The sequence below is a fragment of the Actinomycetospora cinnamomea genome (assembly GCF_003096675.1).
GTDB classification, from domain to species: Bacteria; Actinomycetota; Actinomycetes; order Mycobacteriales; family Pseudonocardiaceae; genus Actinomycetospora; species Actinomycetospora cinnamomea.
The window spans coordinates 23,884-41,381 of record NZ_QEKW01000025.1; the positions used below are offsets into that span (position 1 = coordinate 23,884).

The window sequence follows — 17,498 nt, forward strand, 5'->3', positions numbered from 1 at the left end:
CCTCGTCACCAGGCCTGACGGCGGGCGTTGAGACACCGCCAGGACGCCACCACCGCACACAGCTCCAGGAAGAAGCCGTAGAAGTCCTCGACCACCAGGACCGCGACCAGCGCGACGTCGCGCCACCCCCGGTCGGGCAGCCGCCACATCGACGTCACCCGCTCCAGCCACATCACCCCGAGCGGGATGAGCCCGATCAACGCGTACCGGAACGGCACGCCGTAGACGATCATCAGCGTGAGCATCGCGATGAACAGCACGCGGAAGAACACGCTGAACGCGAAGAGCACGTAGGACAGGCAGTCGGTGCGCGTCGCGGGTGACCAGCCCCGCTTGAGGCACTCGTCCATGCCCCCGCGGCCCCAGCGCAGCCGCTGCTGCCACAGGGCGCGGAACGTGGCCGGCGGGGTGGTGTGGACGTGTGCGTTCCGCGCGGCCGCGACCCGCCAGCCCCGGGCCTTGAGCTCGAGGGTGAGCGCGTAGTCCTCGATCAGCGAGGCGCCGTCCCAGGGCACGCCGGCCTCGCGGACGGTGGCCACCTGCTCCAGCGCCGCGCCCCGGTACATCGCGGCCGCCCCGCTGGCGACCGAGACGCGCCACCCGCGCAGGTCCCGCAGGTCGTCGTAGCGCGAGTACTCCAGGCGCTGCAGCCGCCACACCAGCCCGCGCCCCGGCGTCGCCCAGTAGCGCGCGCACACCGCGCCGAGGACGGCGTTGCCGCGCAGTTCCGCCGCCATCGCCGCGACCGTGTCGGTCTCCAGCACCGTGTCGGCGTCCATGGTCAGCACGAGGTCGGCGTCCTCGGTGCCGCGGCACGCCTGCTGCCAGCCGTGGTTGAGCGCGCCCGCCTTCTTGTCCGGGTTGCGCTCCATCTCCAGGACCGTGACGGGGTACCGGCGCGCGATCTCGGCCGTGCGGTCGGAGCAGTTGTTCGCGATGACGACGATCCCGGCGATCCGCAGCCACTCCGGGGACTCCTGCGCCAGCAGGCCCTCGATCGTCGCCGCGATCCCGTCCTCCTCGTCGTGCGCGGGCACGAGCACGGTCACGGTGGTGACGGCCGCGGCGGCGGTGCGACCGGGGGCGCGCCCCTTCTCCCGTCGCGGCGCGCGGCGGGGCTCCCGACGGGTCTCGCGGCGGGGCCCCCGAGGGGGCTCCGGAGTCGCGGAGGGTGCGATCGCGGTGCGCAGGGCGATGGTGGGCGCGTCGGCGTCCTGCGAACGACGGGCCGGGCGCGCGGTCGGGGAGATGATCCGGGTGCGCGTGCGCTGCTGCGGGGTGCGGTGAGGGGTGCGCGGCTCGGGGGTCCGAGGTGCCTGCCCGTCCCGCACGGCCTGCCTGCTCGTCAACGTCACCTCATTCGCGTCGCGCGCCCCGATCCGGCGAGCCGCTCACCCGAACGGATGGAGGCTCACGCGGCATACCGTACACAGCGGCTGATTCGTTACACCATCGTGAGAATCCGGGTGTGGTGAGCGACGTCGGAGCGTTACTCGACCCCCACCGTCCGGCCCCCGACGACCACCCGGGAGACGGCCAGCCCGGCGTCCAGGAGGACGACGTCCGCGGCCGCCCCGGGCACGAGGCGCCCGAGGTCCGGACGTCCCAGCACCCGCGCCGGCACGCTGGTCGCGGCGCCGACGGCCTCGACCAGCCCGACCCCGGCGGCGACGGCCGTGCGCACCCCGCGCACCAGCGGTCCGGCGGCCCCCGCGAGGCCCCCCGAGGTGTTGCGCACCACCCCGTCGGCCAGGGTCACCGGTACCCCGGCGAGGCGGTGCGGGCCGTCGGGCATCCCGGCGGCCGCGGTGGCGTCGGTGACCAGGGCCCACCGGCCGGGCGCGGCCGCGGCGACGAGACGCAGCATCTCGGGCGCGACGTGGTGGCCGTCGCCGATCACCGTCACGACCACCTCGGACCGGGTGAGGGCGACCGCGGCGAGCCCCGGCGCGCGGTGGTCGAGCCCGCTCATGGCGTTGAACACGTGGGTGACGACCGTGACGCCCCGGTCGACCGCGGCCTGCGCCGCGGCCGCCCCGGCGTCGCTGTGGCCGGCGGAGACCACGATGCCCCGCGCGTGCAGCAGGTCGACCAGCGCCCCCGCGCCGGGCAGTTCTGGTGCCAGGGTCACGAGGTCGACCCGGCCGGCGTCCAGCAGGCGGGCGAGCAGCGTCGGGTCGGGGTCGCGGCGGTGCTCGGGCGGATGGGTGCCGAGGCGGGTGGGTGCGAGGAACGGCCCCTCGAGGTGGGCGCCGAGCAGGTGGCTGCCGGGCTCGTGGCCCGCGCTGTCCGGGTGGGCGCGTGCTTCGTCCAGCCGGCCGAGGGCCGCGACCGTGCGGTCCGGGTCGTCGGTGAGCAGCGAAGGGCACAGGGCGGTGGTGCCGTCGCGGGCGAGGGCGGTGCGCAGCGTCGCGACCTCCTCGACCGCGGCGCTCGCCAGGTCGACCCCGGCGTAGCCGTGGCACAGCAGATCGACGAGCCCGGGGACGGCGATCACGTCGCCGCGCGCGGGCGGGAGGCCGACGGCGGTGACCGTGCCGTCGTCGACGGTCACGTCGCCGGGGCACCACGCCCCGCCGACCACCGCCCCGGACACGCCCAGCCGCACGGGGGCAGTGTGGCGTGATCTCCGGCCCGTCACCTGGCGAGACGGTGCCCACCCTCGACGGGGTGATCAGGATCGAGATCGTGGAGTTCGTCGTCTCGCCCGGGCACGCCGACGACGGCCGTCCCGCCGACGGGGCCCGCACCCGTCCCGACGTGGACGCCCGAGGTGATCGAGGTCCGGCCGGTCACGGCGTGCCGCGCTGCCGGGTCCGCGCCTGACCGCCTCCCGCCACGTGAGCGAGGTTCAGGGCTGCAGCCGCGAGCTCCGCTCACACGGGGCGGCCCAGGCGCGAGGACAGGTCGGTGGCCGCGGCGGCGGTGGCCGCCGCGTGGCCGGCGAGGTGGGGACGCAGCCGGTGGGCGGGCCCCGAGACGGTCAGCGCGGCGACGATCCCTCCGTGGGAGCCGCGCACCGGGGCCGCGGCGCCCGCCAGGTCCGGGTCGAACTCGCCGTCGACCACCGCGTGCCCGGCTGAGCGGACCCCCGCCAGCACGTCCGGGTCGGCGCCGGCGGCGCGGACCGCCGCGGCGTCGCGCTCGCACAGCAGGACCCGTCCGGTGGAGGTGGTCGCGGCGGGGATGTCGTCGAGGTCGAAGCGCAGGCGCGCGCGCCCGCCGGGCTCGGCGGTGAGCACCGTGGCGACGCGGAGGCCGTGCAGGCGGCAGAGGTGTGCGGTCTCCCCGGTCCGCGCCGCGAGGGCGATGAGCGCGGGCCCGCCCACGCCGACCAGGTGGGCCTCGGTGGTGCGCACCGCCAGGGCGTAGAGCCGCCAGCCCAGCGCGTAGCGTCGGCTCGCCGGGTCGCGCTCGACGAGGCCCTCGTCCTCCAGCGCGGCCAGCGCCCGCGACACCTGGCTCGCGCCGCGCCCGGTCAGCGCGGCCAGCCGGACCACCCCGAGCCCCGCCGGCCGGGCCTCCGGCGACGCCAGCGCCTCGAGCAGGTCGGTGTCGCGCTGCAGCCCCGCCGACCGGGCCCCGCTCACGGGGAGACTCCCGCCGCCACCAGCACCATCGCCAGGGCCACCACGCCCCCCGCCGTCCACGCCGCGGTCCGCCACCAGTTCGTGCGCACGAGCCGCGCGTGGACCGCCGGGTCGAAGCCGCGGGCCAGCCGCCGGTGGCACGGCACCGAGATCGCCACGGTCACCGCCACCGTGACCGCCCCGCAGACGCCTGCCGCGAGCGCGAGGGCCAGCGGCACCCCCGGCGGCCGCCACGCCAGCAGCACCGCGCACGTCAGCCCCTGCAGCGCCCACGGTCCCGTGATCAGCAGCCCCATCAGCCGGGTGTGACGCTCGTGGACCGCCTCCCACCCCGGACCGACCATCGCCGCGAAGCCGGGGTAGACGAGCAGCTGGATCACCCAGACCAGGCCCACGCAGAACCACACCGACGCCGTATGGACGCCGAGCAGGGTGGCACTGACCAGCGGATCTGCGCTCACCGCACGGATTCTTGCCGACCGGCGCCCGGGACCCTTGACTGACCCCGGCCCGACCCCGACCCCCGGCGAGCCCGTGAAGATCACCGACATCCGTCTCGAGCACCGCGAGACCGTGCTCGACCCGCCCTGCCATGCCGCGTGGGACCCCGAGCCGCGCACCCGCTTCGCCGCGACGATCGTGCGCGTCGAGACCGACGAGGGCGTCGTCGGTGTCGGCTCCGGCGACACGATGGCCGGGTTCGAGGCCTTCCGCGAGCTCTTCCGTGGCACCGACCCGCTGGCCGTCGAGCTCCAGGTCCGACGCATCGAGTCGATCGGCTTCCACGCCGGGCGCTTCTGGCCGCTGGAGGCCGCGCTGTGGGACGTCGTCGGCCAGGTCGCCGGCCTGCCGGTCGCCACGCTCTTCGGCGGCGTCACCGACCGGCTGCCGGTGTACGCGTCCTGGTGCTCCGAGCAGCCCCCGGGCCGGCGTGCGGAGGACGCCCACCGGCTGCTGGAGGAGGGCGTCCGCGCGGTCAAGATCCGCGCGCATCCCCGCCGGCTGGAGCAGGGCGTCGCCGCCGTCGCCGCGGTGCGCGGTGCCGTCGGCGACCGCCTCGACGTCATGGTCGACCTCAACCAGGCCTGGCGGATGCCCGGCGACGTCACCGAGCCCCTCGAGCTCGCGCAGGTGCGCCGCATCGTGCGGCGGCTCGCCGAGTACGACGTCGCGTGGGTCGAGGAGCCGCTGCCCTACGCCGACGCCGCGGGCCACCGGATGCTGCGCGCCGACAACCCCGGCCTGCGGATCGCGGCGGGGGAGATGCTCGACTCGCTGCCGCAGACCCTCGCGCTGGTCGAGGCCGACGCGCTGGACGTCTACCAGGCCGACGTGGTGCTCGCGCTGGGCATGACCCGGGCCCGCCAGCTCGCCGAGACCCTCCGGGCGCGCCACCGCCGCTTCACCCCGCACACCTGGACCAACGGGCTCGGCCTGCTCGCGAACCTCCACGTCGCCGCGGGCGTCGGCGCCGGGCCGTACCTCGAGTTCCCGGACGACCCGGCGGGTGGCTGGACCCCCGAGCGGCGCGACTTCCTGCTTGCCGAACCCCTGCGTCCCGACCCCGACGGCATGCTCGTCGTGCCCGACGCCCCGGGGCTGGGCGCCGTGCTGGCCTGACGCGGGCCCGCGCACGACGATCCCGGCTCCGACCCCCCGCGGAGCCGGGACCGTCCACCATCCGAGACCGACCCGCACCCGAGCGAGGAGAGGCCCGTGAGCGGCTCCACCCCCGACACCGCGGCGTGCTGCGCCGGCGTCGCCGCCGGCACGTTCCTCTCCGGCCCCGGGCCGGTGGTGGACTTCGGGCCCGGCGCGGTGGCCCGCATCCCCGGCCACCTCGCCGGGGCGGGCGCGCGGCGGGTCCTGGTCGTCACCGACCGGGGGCTGCGGGCCGCCGGGGTGGTCGACGCGGCGCTCGCGCCGGTGCGGGCCGCCGGCCTGGCCGTGGAGGTCGACGACGACGTCACCGGCAACCCCTCGGTCGAGGTCGTCGAGCGGGGCGCCGAGCACGCCCGCGCGCTGGGCAGCGACGCCGTGCTCGCCCTGGGCGGCGGATCGAGCCTGGACGCGGCCAAGGGCATCGCGCTGCTCGCGCCCACGCCGGGCGCCCGGGCCGACGGCAGCGGCGCCGCGCCCGCCCCCGGCCTGCCGGTGGTGGCGGTGCCCACCACGGCGGGCACGGGCGCGGAGACCAACGGGTTCGGGGTGCTGGAGGACCTCGCCACCCGGCAGAAGGTGTACTGCGGTGACGCCAGCGTCGTCCCCCGTGTCGCGGTGCTCGACCCCGAGCTGACCCACGGTCTGCCGGCCCGCCCGACCGCGGCCACCGGCGTCGACGCGCTGGTCCACGGCCTGGAGTCGCTGGCGTCGCGGGGCCGGGACCCGATGTCGGAGGCCTTCGCCGCCGAGGCCGTACGCCGGGCGTGGGTGTGGTTGCCGACGGCGGTGGCGGACGGCCGCGATGCCCGGGCGCGCGCCGAGATGCTGGTCGCCGCGCACCTGGCGGGGCAGGCGCTCACGCGCAGCGGGCTGGGCCTCGTGCACGGGCTCGCGCACGCCCTGAGCCTGCACGCGGGGGCCGTGCACGGGCTGGCACTGGCCGCCGTGCTGCCCGAGGTCGTCGGCTGGTCACTGGACGCCGATCCGGCGGGTTGGGGCCGGGCCGCCGAGGCCGCGGGGCTGCCGGGTGCGGCCGCGCTGCCCGACGCCCTCGGCGCGCTGCTCGAGCAGGTCGGCACGCGGGTCACGGTGGCCGACCTCGGGGTGGGGCCGGACGGGCACGAGGCGCTCGCCCGCACGGCGCTGGCCGATCCCGTGACGCGCAACGCCCCGCGGCACCCGGGGTCGGTCGCCGAGGTCGTGGCGCTGCTCACGCGCTGCTGACCGGGGGCCCACGTGGAGTACGGGCCACATCTTGAGGCCATGCAACACATCCGGCCACGGAGTCCTCGCTGTGCGCGTAGCCCGCCCGTCCGTGCGGTGCCTACCGTCGGGAGGGTGATCAGCAGCGGGCCCGACGGGCGCTCGCCCCGCTCCCCCCGGACTCCGCAGGAGGCCCCATGACGGTTCTCGAGACCATCCCCGAGCACATCACCCGCATCAACGACGCCAAGACCCCGACCGGCCCCGGCCGCCCGGGCGCCAGCACCGCGCACATCACGCCGTCGACCGAGCACCTGAGCGCCGAGGACATCGAGCGGCTCGGTGTGGAGCTGCAGGCGATCCGCGAGCGCGTCATGTCGTCGCTCGGTGACGAGGACGCCGCCTACATCCGTCGTGTCATCCGCACGCAGCGTGGCCTCGAGGTGGCGGGACGCGTCCTGCTGCTCGGCGCGCTGTTCCCGCCGGCGTTCCTCGCCGGCACCGCGTCGCTGGCCCTGGCCAAGATCCTCGAGAACATGGAGATCGGTCACAACGTCCTGCACGGGCAGTGGGACTGGATGCGCGACCCGGAGATCCACTCCACGAACTGGGAGTGGGACTTCGTCTCCACCGCCGCGAGCTGGCAGCAGACCCACAACTACCTGCACCACACGTACACGAACGTGCGCGGCAAGGACCGCGACATCGGCTACAACGTGCTGCGGGTCGACCCGGACCAGCCCTGGCACCCGGCCTATCTCTTCCAGACGCTCACCAACGCGGGCCTGGCGATGATCTTCGAGTGGGGCATCGCGGCCTTCGACCTGGAGCTGGACCAGATCCAGCGCGGCGAGGCCACCTGGAAGGACAAGCTCCCCGAGCTCAAGAAGATGGGCCGCAAGGCCGGCAAGCAGGCGCTCAAGGACTTCGTGGTGTTCCCCGCGCTGTCCGGCCCCTCCTTCGTCCCCGCGGCCGTCGGCGGTCTGCTGGCCAACGTCATCCGCAACGTCTGGTCCCACGCCGTGATCTTCTGCGGGCACTTCCCGGTCGAGGTCGAGACCTTCTCCGAGGAGCGGCTGGAGAACGAGAGCCAGGCCGAGTGGTACGTCCGTCAGATGCTGGGCTCGGCCAACATCGAGGGCTCGGTGCTGCTGCACATCATGACCGGGAACCTCTCGCACCAGATCGAGCACCACCTCTTCCCGGACATGCCCTCGCGGCGCTACCGCACGATCGCCCCCGAGATCCGCGACCTGTGCCGGCGCTACGGGCTGCCCTACCACGCGGGCCCGATGTGGAAGCAGTACGGCGGCGTGCTCGCGAAGATCGCCCGCCTGTCGTTCCCCGGTGGCCACACGCCGGTGGAGAAGCGCCGCCGGCGCGCCCTGCCCGCCGGTCGCTTCGCCGCGACCGCGTTGCGCCGGGTGCGCGACGGCCTGACCCGGACGCCCGCCGCGGCGTGAGTCCGGGCGGCAGCGCGGTCGGTCAGCCCTCGGCGAGGGCTGAGCCGCCCGCGCCGCCGGCGCTGCCGGCGCGCAGCGCCAGCGCGACCTCGAGGCGCCCGACGGGGTCGTCGAGCACGCCCGCGAACGCCTCCTTGAGCCGCGCGAGGCGGTAGCGCACGGTCTGCGGGTGCACGTGCAGGCGGGTGGCCGCCTCGGCCACGTCGCCGTGGGCGTCGAGCCACGCGGTCAGCGTCGTCACCGCCCGGTCCCGGGCCGCGGCCGTCATGCGCCGCAGGGGCTCGAGGCGCTGCGCCACGAGGTCCGCGGTGAGCGTGACGTCGGCGTGCAGCAGCAGGGTGAGCAGGTGGTCCTCGCTGCGGACGAGGCCCTCGCCCGGGAGCTGGCCGTCGAGGTGCAGCGACCACGCCGCTCGCGCGCGGGTGACGGTGCGGGGCACCTGCTCCGGGGCGACCGTCGGCCCCAGCACCGCGCTGGTGCCGCGCAGGGCGTCGGCCAGCGCGTCGGTGCGCCCGGGCCCGTCGGGGTCGGGGACGAACACCACCCCCACCCGGTCGACCACGGACGCCGCGATGTCGGGGGGCATGCGCCGGCACGCGGTGCCGAGCGACTCCTCGGCCATGACCAGCGCCGCGACCGACCTCGGCACCGGCCACCCCGCGTCGCGGGCCAGCGTCTCGAGCTCGGGCGCCTCGGGCCCGGGCGCGCGGCACAGGCGTTCGACGAGGGCGTGCTGGCGGGCCTGGCGCGAGCCGGCGGCCAGCGACTGCTCGTAGGCGTAGCCCGACACCGACGCGGCGGCGAGCTGCTCGATGTAGGCGAACAGGGCCTCGGCGAGGCAGAAGATCGCGTCGGGCTCGAGGCCGTGGTCGTCGCCGGAGGCCGCGATGCGCCGCCACAGCACCCGCGAGCCGATGCGGTACGCGCTCTGCAGCGCGTCCATGGTGCGGCCGTGGCGGTGCTCCACCCGCCCGAGCTCGAAGTACACCCTCGTGTCGGGCAGCGCCTCGTCGGTGCCGAGCAGGTCGAGGAACTGGTCGAGCGCCACCGAGACGCCCAGGCGGATCCGGCGGCCGAACTCGCCGTCCATCGACAGCGCGTACTCCGCGACCTCGGCCCGGACCGTCGCGATGATCTCGTCGCCGGCGTCCAGCACCACGGGCCGCAGTCGGTCCCGCGCCTCCTCCGGCACGTCGGCCCACGGGTGACGCCGCGACGCGTCGGTCACCTCGCACACCCCGTCACTCACGACGCCCAGTGTCGCAGGAACGCCGTGAACCGCCAGGATCCTCGCGCGAGGACCCCGGCCACGTGGCGCACGCGACTCGTGCCCCGACCGGGCGGGCGGCCGGGTCGGGACCGGTCGATGATGACGCGGTGACCCGGCCCGACCGCGCCCTGCTCGCGGCGCTGCGGGCACCCGGCGCCCGCCCGGCGCTCGCGGTCGGGGCCCTGTCGGTGCTCGTCGCCGCCTCCGGGCTGCGGCCGCTGACCCGGCGGTGGCCGGCCGCGGTCGTCGGCAGCCTGCTGTCGTCCACCGCCACCGAGATCCCGCGGGCGACCGCCCTGCTCGCGGGCGCGGCCGCTGCGGACGCCGCCCGCCGCGGGGCATGGCGCAACCCGGCCGGGCGCACGGGGCTGGCGGCGACGGCGGTGGGGGTTGCGGTGCTCCTCACGCTGGCCCGGGGCGCCCGCGCCGACGCCGAGGCGCTGGCCGCCGCCCTGCGCGCCGAGCTCGGCCCGCTCGAGCTGCCCGCGCGGGGTCGGGTGCTGCGCCGCATCCTTCGGGCGGTGCTGGGCCGGTACCGCTATGCGACGGTGCGCGACGTCGCCTACGGGCCGGACGCCGCCAACCTCCTCGACGTCTGGCGCCATCCGGACCTGCCCGACGACGCCCGTGCCCCGGTGCTGCTGCAGATCCACGGCGGGGCGTGGTCGTCGGGGAGCAAGGCCGCGGACGCCCACCCGCTGATGGCGCACATGACCGAGCGCGGCTGGGTCTGCGTCAGCGTCGACTACCGGCTGGGCCCGGCGGAGCGCTGGCCCGCGCAGATCGTCGACGTCAAGCGCGCGCTGGCGTGGACGCGGGCCCACATCGCCGACCTCGGCGGCGACCCCGACCGCGTCGCGATCACCGGCGGCTCCTCCGGCGCCCACCTCGCGGCCCTGGCCGCGCTGACACCCGGCGCCTGGCAGCCCGGCTTCGCCGACGCGGACACCTCGGTGGCCGCCGCGGTCTGCTTCTACGGCATCTACGACCTGACCAGCGACGACGGCAGCGGGACGCTCGACGAGCTGCTGGCCGAGACGATGATGCCGACGGAGCTGGTGGCGGACGCCCACCCCTACGTCGCCGCGTCGCCGGCCGCGCGCGTGCACCCCGGCGCCCCGCCGTTCATGGTGCTGCACGGCACCGGCGACGCGATCGTCGTGCCCGCCCAGAGCCGGGCGTTCGTGGCGCGCCTGCGGGCGGTGTCGCGGGCGCCCGTGGTGCACGCCGAGCTCGCGCACGCCCAGCACGGGTTCGACCTCGTCCCCACCGCCCGCACGCTCGCCGCGGTGCGGGCCGTCGCGGTGTTCCTGGAGACGGTCGTGGGCGGGGGCCTCCGGCGCAGCGCAGCGGAGCCGGGCCGGTGAGGGAGCGCCCGGCCCGGGCGGATCCCGCCCTGGTCCGCGCTCGATAGGCTCGGGGGCAACCCATCGTCGTTTCGACAGGAGCGCCCGCCGTGTCCTCGCCCGCCGTGCCCCGCCCCGCCGTCGCCGAGAGCGTACGGGTGACGGCGGGCACCACCGCGGGGCAGGCGATCCGCGACGCGGGGCTGCCGTCCTCCGGCCCGCAGGCCGTGGTCGTCGTCCGGGATCCCGACGGCGCGCTCCGCGACCTGTCCTGGGCGCCCGCGCAGGACGTCGACGTCGCGCCGGTGGCCGCCGACACCGACGACGGCCGTGCGGTCATCCGCCACTCGGCGGCCCACGTGCTCGCCCAGGCGGTGCAGCAGCTGTTCCCGGAGGCCAAGCTCGGCATCGGCCCGCCCGTCACCGACGGCTTCTACTACGACTTCGCGGTCGACCGGCCGTTCACGCCCGAGGACCTCGAGGCCCTCGAGAAGGCGATGCGCAAGATCGTCAAGGCGAAGCAGCGGTTCGTGCGCCGCGAGTACGATTCGCTCGAGGCCGCCCGCGAGGAGCTGGCCGACGAGCCGTTCAAGCTGGAGCTGGTCGACCTCAAGGGCAGCAGCGACGCCGAGGACGACTCCGAGATCATGGAGGTCGGTTCCGGCGACCTCACCGCCTACGACAACGTGCACGCCCACACCGGCGAGCGCGTGTGGGGCGACCTGTGCCGGGGCCCGCACATCCCGACCACCGGCTACATCCCGGCGTTCAAGGTGCTGCGCTCGTCGGCGGCCTATTGGCGCGGCGACCAGAGCAACGCCCAGCTGCAGCGGATCTACGGCACGGCCTGGGAGAGCCAGGAGGCCCAGGACGCCTACCTGGAGCGGGTCGCCGAGGCCGAGCGCCGCGACCACCGGCGTCTCGGCGCGGAGCTGGACCTGTTCAGCTTCCCGGAGGAGATCGGCTCGGGGCTGCCGGTGTTCCACCCCAAGGGCGGGATCATCCGCAAGGAACTCGAGGACTACAGCCGTCAGCGCCACGCCGAGGCCGGCTACGAGTTCGTCACCACCCCGCACGCCAGCAAGGGCGAGCTCTTCTCGGTGTCCGGGCACCTCGACTGGTACGCCGAGGGCATGTACCCGCGCATGCACCTCGACGAGGAGCGCGCCGAGGACGGGACGCTCAAGCGCGCGGGCGTCGACTACTACCTCAAGCCGATGAACTGCCCGATGCACAACCTGATCTACCGGTCGCGCGGGCGGTCCTACCGCGAGCTGCCGCTGCGGCTGTTCGAGTTCGGCACGGTGTACCGGTACGAGAAGTCCGGCGTGGTCCACGGCCTGACCCGGGCGCGTGGCTTCACCCAGGACGACGCGCACATCTACTGCACGCGCGACCAGATGCGCGACGAGATCGCCTCGCTGCTGCAGTTCGTGCTCGACCTGCTGCGCGACTACGGCCTCGACGACTTCTACCTCGAGCTGTCGACGCGCAACCCGGAGAAGTCGATCGGCTCCGACGAGGCGTGGGAGGAGGCCACCGACGTCCTGCGCGAGGTGGCCGAGGGCGCGGGCCTGGACCTCGCGCTCGACGCCGGCGGCGCCGCGTTCTACGCGCCGAAGATCTCGGTGCAGGCCAAGGACGCCATCGGGCGCACCTGGCAGATGTCGACCATCCAGGTCGACCTCATGCTCCCGGACCGGTTCGAGCTCGAGTACACCGCGCCCGACGGGTCCCGGCAGCGCCCCGTGATGATCCACCGCGCGCTGTTCGGGTCCATCGAGCGCTTCTTCGGCGTGCTCACCGAGCACTACGCGGGCGCGTTCCCGGCCTGGCTCGCGCCGGTGCAGGTGGTCGGCATCCCCGTCTCGGCCGACCAGGCGTCCTACGTCGCCGAGGTCGCCGACCGCCTGCGGGCGCAGGGTCTGCGGGTCGAGGTCGACGACTCCGACGACCGGATGCAGAAGAAGATCCGTCACCACACCCTGCAGAAGGTGCCGTTCCTGATGCTCGCCGGGAGCAAGGACGCCGAGGCTTCGGGCGAGCGCAGCGACGGGACGACGTGGACGGGCGCGGTGTCCTTCCGCTTCCGGGACGGCTCCCAGCGCAACGGTGTGCCGGTGGACGACGCGGTCACGGCGCTGGTCGAGTGGGTGCGTCGCCGCGAGAACGCCTCGCCCGACGCGGAGAAGTTCACCCCCTGATGGCCGGGGACGTGGCGGGCGACCAGGGACCTGCGGATCTCGACGAGCTGTGGGGTGCCGGGACGCCCGACGGGTTCCGCCGGCTCTGGGCGCCGCACCGGATGGCCTACATCGCGGGGGAGACCGGCACCGGCCAGGTCGAGGGCGGCGGCTGCCCCCTGTGCCGCATCCCGACCCTCGACGACGACGAGGGCCTCGTGCTGCACCGCGGTGCCCGCGTCTACGCGGTGCTCAACCTGCACCCCTACAACCCCGGCCACCTCATGGCGGTGCCCTACCGCCACGTCGCGGGCCTCGACGAGCTCGACGCCGAGGAGTCGGGCGAGCTCGTCGCGGTGACCCAGCAGGCGGTGCGCGCGCTGCGCGCCGTCGCCGCGCCGCACGGCTTCAACGTCGGGATCAACCTCGGGCACGTCGCCGGCGGTTCGCTCGCCGACCACCTGCACCAGCACGTCGTCCCGCGGTGGGGCGGCGACGCCAACTTCATCACCGTGGTCGGGCAGACCAAGGTGATCCCGCAGCTGCTCGCCGAGACCCGCACGCGGCTGGCCGCGGCGTGGCCCGGTGACGGGCCGTGATCAACGCGCTGGCCCGCGCGGCGATCAGCAAGGGCGTCGAGCCGACGGCGACGTGGCTGGTGCGCCGCGGGGTGCACCCCGACGTCGTCACGGTCGTCGGCACCGTCGCCTCGACGGCCTCGGCGCTGCTGCTCATCCCCACCGGCCACCTGTTCGCGGCGTCGCTGGTGGTGTGGGGCTTCGCGATGCTCGACGTCCTCGACGGCGCGATGGCCCGCGCCCGGGGGGTGAAGAGCCCGTTCGGCGGGGTCCTCGACTCGGTCGGCGACCGCGTCGTCGACGGCGCCGTGTTCGCCGGCATCGCCTGGTGGGCGTTCACCGTGGACCGGCCCCTGCTCGCGGGCCTCGCCCTGACCAGCCTCGTCGCCGGTCAACTGATCTCCTACATCAAGGCCCGTGCCGAGGCCGCGGGCCTGCGCGCCGACGGCGGCATCGTCGAGCGCGCGGAGCGGCTGATCCTCGGCCTGGCCGGGTGCGGCCTCACCGGTCTGGGCGTGCCCTACGCGCTCGACGTGGCGCTGTGGCTGCTGACCGTGGGCTCGGTGATCACGATCGGCCAGCGGGTCGTGGCCGTGTGGCGCAGCGCGCGCGACCAGTACGGCGCCGCCACCGGGCACACGCCCGACCGGGGTCCGGGCGGCGGGGCTCCGGCCCCCGCCGACGAGCCCGCTGACGGCCCCGGGACGCCCGCGTGACCGACGTGTCGCCGGTGTCGACGCCGCCGTCCCCCGCGGCCGGGGCGCGTTCGTCGCTCGCCGAGCGCGCCGGCGAGCTGGGCTACGCGGCGGGCTGGCGGCTGGTCCGCGAGGTGCCCGCACCGGTGGCGCGGTGGGCCTTCGCCCGCGGTGCCGACCTCGCCGCGCGCCGCGGCGGGCGGGGGACGCGGCGTCTGCGCGCCAACCTCGCCCGCGTGCGCCCCGACGCCGACGACGCCGAGCTCGACGCCCTGACCGCCGCCGGGCTGCGTTCCTACGCCCGCTACTGGCGCGAGGCGTTCCGGCTGCCCGCGATGGACCACGAGGCGCTCGTCCGCCGCCTCGACCCGATGGTGCAGGGCCGCGAGCACCTCGACGCGGCGCTCGCGTCCGGCAGGGGTGCGGTCGTCGCGCTGCCCCACTCCGGCAACTGGGACATGGCGGGACTGTGGCTGGTCGCGCACTCGGGGCGCTTCACCACGGTGGCCGAGCGCCTGCGCCCCGAGTCGCTCTACGAGCGCTTCGTGGCCTACCGCGAGTCGCTGGGCTTCGAGATCCTGCCGATGACCGGCGGCGAGCACCCGGTGCGCGGGCTGGTCCGGGCCCTGCGCGCCGGACGGGTCGTGTGCCTCGTGGCCGACCGCGACCTGTCCGCCCACGGCGTGCCGGTGACCTTCTTCGGCGGGCGGGCCACGATGCCTCCCGGCCCGGCGGCGCTGGCGGCGTCCACCGGGGCGGCGCTGCTGCCCGTGGGCCTCTGGTTCACCGACGGCGGTGACGACGGCGACGGGGGTGCCGACGGGGCGGGGGAAGGGTGGGGCTTCCGCATCCACCCGCCGGTCGACGTCGCGGACCGCAGCGCCGTCCCGGCCGCGACGCAACGCCTCGCCGACCACTTCGCCGCCGACATCGCCGAGCACCCCACCGACTGGCACATGCTCCAGCGCGTGTGGCGCGACGAGGACTGACGGGGCGCCGGGGGTGCACGCTCCCGCGGCGTGTGGGTGGAGCGAGGGACGCCTCGGCTGCGTGGGAAGCAGCGAAGGACGCCTTCGCTCGTGCGCGCTGGGCACCCGTCCACACCGCATGGAGGCGCCGGGATCGTGACGTGGAGCACACGCTCACGCGCTAGAGTTCATCGCATGAACACGACGTCGCGCCCCGGATCCCCCGCCGGGCTGCGCGACGCCAACCGTCGCCGGGTGCTCGACGCCGTCCGCGGCGCCGGTGCGCCCACCCAGGCGGAGATCGCCGGGGTCACCGGGCTGGCCCCGGCCACGGTGTCGAACATCGTCCGCGACCTGGCGGCGGCGGGACGGGTCGAGGCGGGCGACGAGGTGCGCGGCGGGCGGCGTGTGCGGGCCGTGCGCCTGGTCCGCCGTGCGGGGGTCGTCGCCGGGATCGACGTCGGTCACCGCCACGTGCGGGTCGCGCTGGCCGACGTGGCGGACCCCGCCGGCGCCGTCGACCACGCCGCCCCGCCCGAGCGCGTCGAGGTTCGCGCCGACCTGCCCGACGACCACGGCGTGGCCGACGGGCTGGACACGGCGTCCCGGCTGCTCGACGAGGTCCTCGCGCGCACCGGGGCGCGGCGGGCCGCCCTGCGGGGCGCGGTGGTCGGGCTCCCCGCGCCGCTGGACCTCGCCACCGGCGCCGTCGGCGCGTCCGGGGTGCTGCCCGGATGGGTCGGCGTACCGGTGGCCGGCCGGGTCGCCGAGCACCTCGGCGTGCCCAGCTGGGTGGACAACGACGCCACCCTCGGCACCCTCGCCGAGCAGCGGTGGGGCGCGCTGCGGGGCGTCGACGACGGCCTGTTCCTCAAGCTCTCCGACGGTGTCGGCGCGGGCCTCGTGCTGGGCGGGCGGCTCTACCGCGGCCCCGACGGGACGGCCGGGGAGATCGGCCACGTGGCGGTCGCCCCCGGCGACCGCTTCGCCGCGGTGTGCCGCTGCGGGCACCGCGGGTGTCTCGAGACGCTGGTGTCCACCCGCACGGTCACGGCGATGCTCGAGCCGCTGCTCGGTGCCCCGCTCACGATCGCCGACGTCGTCGCCCGCGCCCACGACGGCTCGAGCGGGAGCGCCCCCGCCCGCCGGGTCCTCGCCGACACCGGGCACCACGTCGGGGTCGCGCTCGCCGGGCTGTGCACCGTGCTCACGCCCCGGCGCATCGTCGTCGGCGGCGAGCTCGCCCAGGCCGGGCCGCTCCTGCTCGCCCCGCTGCACGCGGCGCTGGAGGCCGCCGCGGTGCCCGGCACGGTGCGCACCGCGGAGGTCGTGACGGCCGATCTCGCCGAGCACGCGCCCGTCCTCGGCGCGCTGGCCCTCGCCCTGGAGCGCTGCGCCCTGGCCCCCTGACGGGCCTTCCCGTCCCACCCGGCCGGCCGAGTCACCGCGGCGAGAGGGGTGTGGCGCCCCGGCCGGGTGTCGCCCACGTGGCGCGCGGGTCGCCCGTCCGCCAAGATCGCGGCGCTGTGTTCATCCGTTGACGGCGTGTGGGAGCCGGACCTAGCCTGTGGCTCCCCTCACACCGGCGGCGGTGCCCCGACGACGCGGAGGCCCTGGTGACCGTGCCCCCTGACGACGGTCGAGCTCCGCGCTCCGTCTCCCCCGATCGCGCCCCGGCGACGACGACCGCCGACCGCCTGCCGCACGCGCTGGACACCCCCGAGATCGCGGAGCGCCTGCGGGGCCGCCGGCCGGCGGTGTTCCTCGACTACGACGGGGTGCTCACGCCGATCGTCCCGCGGCCCGAGGACGCGATCATGACCGAGGAGATGCGGGGCATCGTGCGCGCGCTCGCCGCCCGCTGCCCCGTCTGCATCGTCTCGGGACGCGACCGCGCCGTGGTCGCCGAGCTCAGCGGCGTGGACGACCTGGTGATCGCGGGCAGCCACGGCTTCGACATCCACGACCCGCAGCGCGGCGTGATCGAGCACGAGGCCTCCCGCGGCTGGGAGGACCTCGTCGCCGAGGTCACCGAGCGGGTGCGGACGGCGGCCTCGGCGATCGAGGGCACGCAGGTGGAGCCCAAGCACGCGTCGGTCGCGCTGCACGACCGCCACGTCGCGCCCGACGAGCGCCCGCGGGTGGCCGCGCTGGTCGACGAGGTGCTCGCCGAGCACCCCGGGCAGCTGAAGGTGACGCCCGGCAAGTTCGTCCACGAGATCCAGCCGAAGATCGACTGGAACAAGGGCAAGGCGGTCACGCACCTCATCGGCGTCCTCGACCTCGACCGTCCCGACCCCGACGGTCGGCCCACGGTGCCGATCTACCTGGGCGACGACGTCACCGACGAGGACGCCTTCCGCGCCCTGGCGGAACGCGGGGACGGTGATCACCGCGAGCCCGGTCTGGGCATCCTCGTGATCGACCCGGCGGACGCCCCCGGCCGGGAGACCTCGGCGACCGCCGTCCTGGCCACCGTCGACGAGGTCGGCCGCTTCCTCGACGGCCTCGCCCGCTGACCCACCCGCTCCGACGACCCC

16 protein-coding genes are annotated in these 17,498 nt (G+C 76.0%); 11 read left to right on the forward strand and 5 right to left on the reverse strand.

What is annotated here, in order from left to right; translation table 11 throughout:
• Positions 1 to 5: 5 nt before the first annotated feature.
• Together C8D89_RS26435 and C8D89_RS26440 are read right to left on the reverse strand one after the other, a co-directional pair.
• Positions 6 to 1,349: a glycosyltransferase family 2 protein gene (locus tag C8D89_RS26435; RefSeq protein WP_133252077.1), complete on the reverse strand. Its 1,344-nt coding sequence runs from the start codon at positions 1,347 to 1,349 to the stop codon at positions 6 to 8.
• A 140-nt stretch (positions 1,350 to 1,489) separates the two neighbouring features.
• Positions 1,490 to 2,608, reverse strand: coding sequence for an N-acetylglucosamine-6-phosphate deacetylase (locus C8D89_RS26440; protein ID WP_165825956.1), 1,119 nt, complete (start codon positions 2,606 to 2,608; stop codon positions 1,490 to 1,492).
• A gap of 62 nt (positions 2,609 to 2,670) precedes the next feature.
• Here C8D89_RS26440 and C8D89_RS29585 point away from each other — a divergent pair, with 62 nt between their 5' ends.
• Positions 2,671 to 2,826: a hypothetical protein gene (locus tag C8D89_RS29585; protein ID WP_165825957.1), complete on the forward strand. Its 156-nt coding sequence runs from the start codon at positions 2,671 to 2,673 to the stop codon at positions 2,824 to 2,826.
• A gap of 50 nt (positions 2,827 to 2,876) precedes the next feature.
• Here C8D89_RS29585 and C8D89_RS26445 read toward each other — a convergent pair whose 3' ends face one another.
• Positions 2,877 to 3,590, reverse strand: coding sequence for an IclR family transcriptional regulator (locus tag C8D89_RS26445; protein ID WP_116711131.1), 714 nt, complete (start codon positions 3,588 to 3,590; stop codon positions 2,877 to 2,879).
• A complete protein-coding gene (locus C8D89_RS26450) occupies positions 3,587 to 4,051 on the reverse strand; it encodes a hypothetical protein (protein ID WP_133252078.1) in 465 nt (154 codons plus the stop codon). Before C8D89_RS26450 ends, C8D89_RS26445 begins: the two co-directional genes overlap by 4 nt.
• Before the next feature lie 73 nt (positions 4,052 to 4,124).
• Between C8D89_RS26450 and C8D89_RS26455 the strand changes: the two genes are divergently transcribed.
• From C8D89_RS26455 to C8D89_RS26465, 3 genes are all read left to right on the forward strand, one after another.
• A complete protein-coding gene (locus tag C8D89_RS26455) occupies positions 4,125 to 5,210 on the forward strand; it encodes a mandelate racemase/muconate lactonizing enzyme family protein (protein WP_116711133.1) in 1,086 nt (361 codons plus the stop codon).
• Positions 5,211 to 5,306: 96 nt separating this feature from the next.
• Positions 5,307 to 6,476 (forward strand): iron-containing alcohol dehydrogenase family protein, encoded by a 1,170-nt coding sequence (locus C8D89_RS26460; protein WP_243418396.1) that lies wholly within the window; start codon positions 5,307 to 5,309, stop codon positions 6,474 to 6,476.
• 272 nt (positions 6,477 to 6,748) lie between these two features.
• Positions 6,749 to 7,918, forward strand: a complete 1,170-nt coding sequence (locus tag C8D89_RS26465; RefSeq protein WP_207787448.1) for a fatty acid desaturase family protein — start codon at positions 6,749 to 6,751, stop codon at positions 7,916 to 7,918.
• A 22-nt stretch (positions 7,919 to 7,940) separates the two neighbouring features.
• Here the strand turns inward: C8D89_RS26465 and C8D89_RS26470 are convergent, their stop codons facing one another.
• Positions 7,941 to 9,167, reverse strand: coding sequence for a PucR family transcriptional regulator (locus C8D89_RS26470; protein ID WP_133252079.1), 1,227 nt, complete (start codon positions 9,165 to 9,167; stop codon positions 7,941 to 7,943).
• 128 nt (positions 9,168 to 9,295) lie between these two features.
• On the opposite strand from C8D89_RS26470, the gene C8D89_RS26475 reads away from it, so the two are divergent.
• The 7 genes from C8D89_RS26475 (at position 9,296) to otsB (ending at position 17,477) form a co-directional block, all read left to right on the forward strand.
• Complete coding sequence (locus tag C8D89_RS26475) at positions 9,296 to 10,555, forward strand: alpha/beta hydrolase (RefSeq protein WP_165825958.1); 1,260 nt, start codon at positions 9,296 to 9,298, stop codon at positions 10,553 to 10,555.
• 89 nt (positions 10,556 to 10,644) lie between these two features.
• On the forward strand, positions 10,645 to 12,738 hold the full coding sequence (gene thrS / locus C8D89_RS26480; RefSeq protein WP_116711137.1) for a threonine--tRNA ligase: 2,094 nt from the start codon (positions 10,645 to 10,647) through the stop codon (positions 12,736 to 12,738).
• Positions 12,738 to 13,316, forward strand: coding sequence for an HIT family protein (locus C8D89_RS26485; protein WP_116711138.1), 579 nt, complete (start codon positions 12,738 to 12,740; stop codon positions 13,314 to 13,316). The genes thrS and C8D89_RS26485 overlap by 1 nt, the downstream gene beginning before the upstream one ends.
• Entirely contained in the window at positions 13,313 to 14,011 is a 699-nt protein-coding gene (pgsA, locus tag C8D89_RS26490) for a phosphatidylinositol phosphate synthase (RefSeq protein ID WP_116711139.1), read from the forward strand. Before C8D89_RS26485 ends, pgsA begins: the two co-directional genes overlap by 4 nt.
• Before the next feature lie 5 nt (positions 14,012 to 14,016).
• Positions 14,017 to 14,979: a phosphatidylinositol mannoside acyltransferase gene (locus C8D89_RS26495; protein ID WP_341477338.1), complete on the forward strand. Its 963-nt coding sequence runs from the start codon at positions 14,017 to 14,019 to the stop codon at positions 14,977 to 14,979.
• Positions 14,980 to 15,153: 174 nt separating this feature from the next.
• Positions 15,154 to 16,368 carry an ROK family transcriptional regulator gene (locus C8D89_RS26500; protein WP_116711140.1) on the forward strand — a complete coding sequence of 405 codons (1,215 nt, stop codon included), beginning with the start codon at positions 15,154 to 15,156 and terminating at the stop codon, positions 16,366 to 16,368.
• Positions 16,369 to 16,574: 206 nt separating this feature from the next.
• A complete protein-coding gene (gene otsB / locus C8D89_RS26505; protein WP_243418397.1) occupies positions 16,575 to 17,477 on the forward strand; it encodes a trehalose-phosphatase in 903 nt (300 codons plus the stop codon).
• The last annotated feature ends 21 nt before the right edge of the window (positions 17,478 to 17,498 follow it).

Coding starts and splice junctions, on each gene's coding strand:
- C8D89_RS26500 (WP_116711140.1), top strand. CDS start 15,154: ATGAACACGACGTCGCGCCCCGGATCCCCCGCCGGGCTGCGCGACGCC.
- C8D89_RS26485 (WP_116711138.1), top strand. CDS start 12,738: ATGGCCGGGGACGTGGCGGGCGACCAGGGACCTGCGGATCTCGACGAG.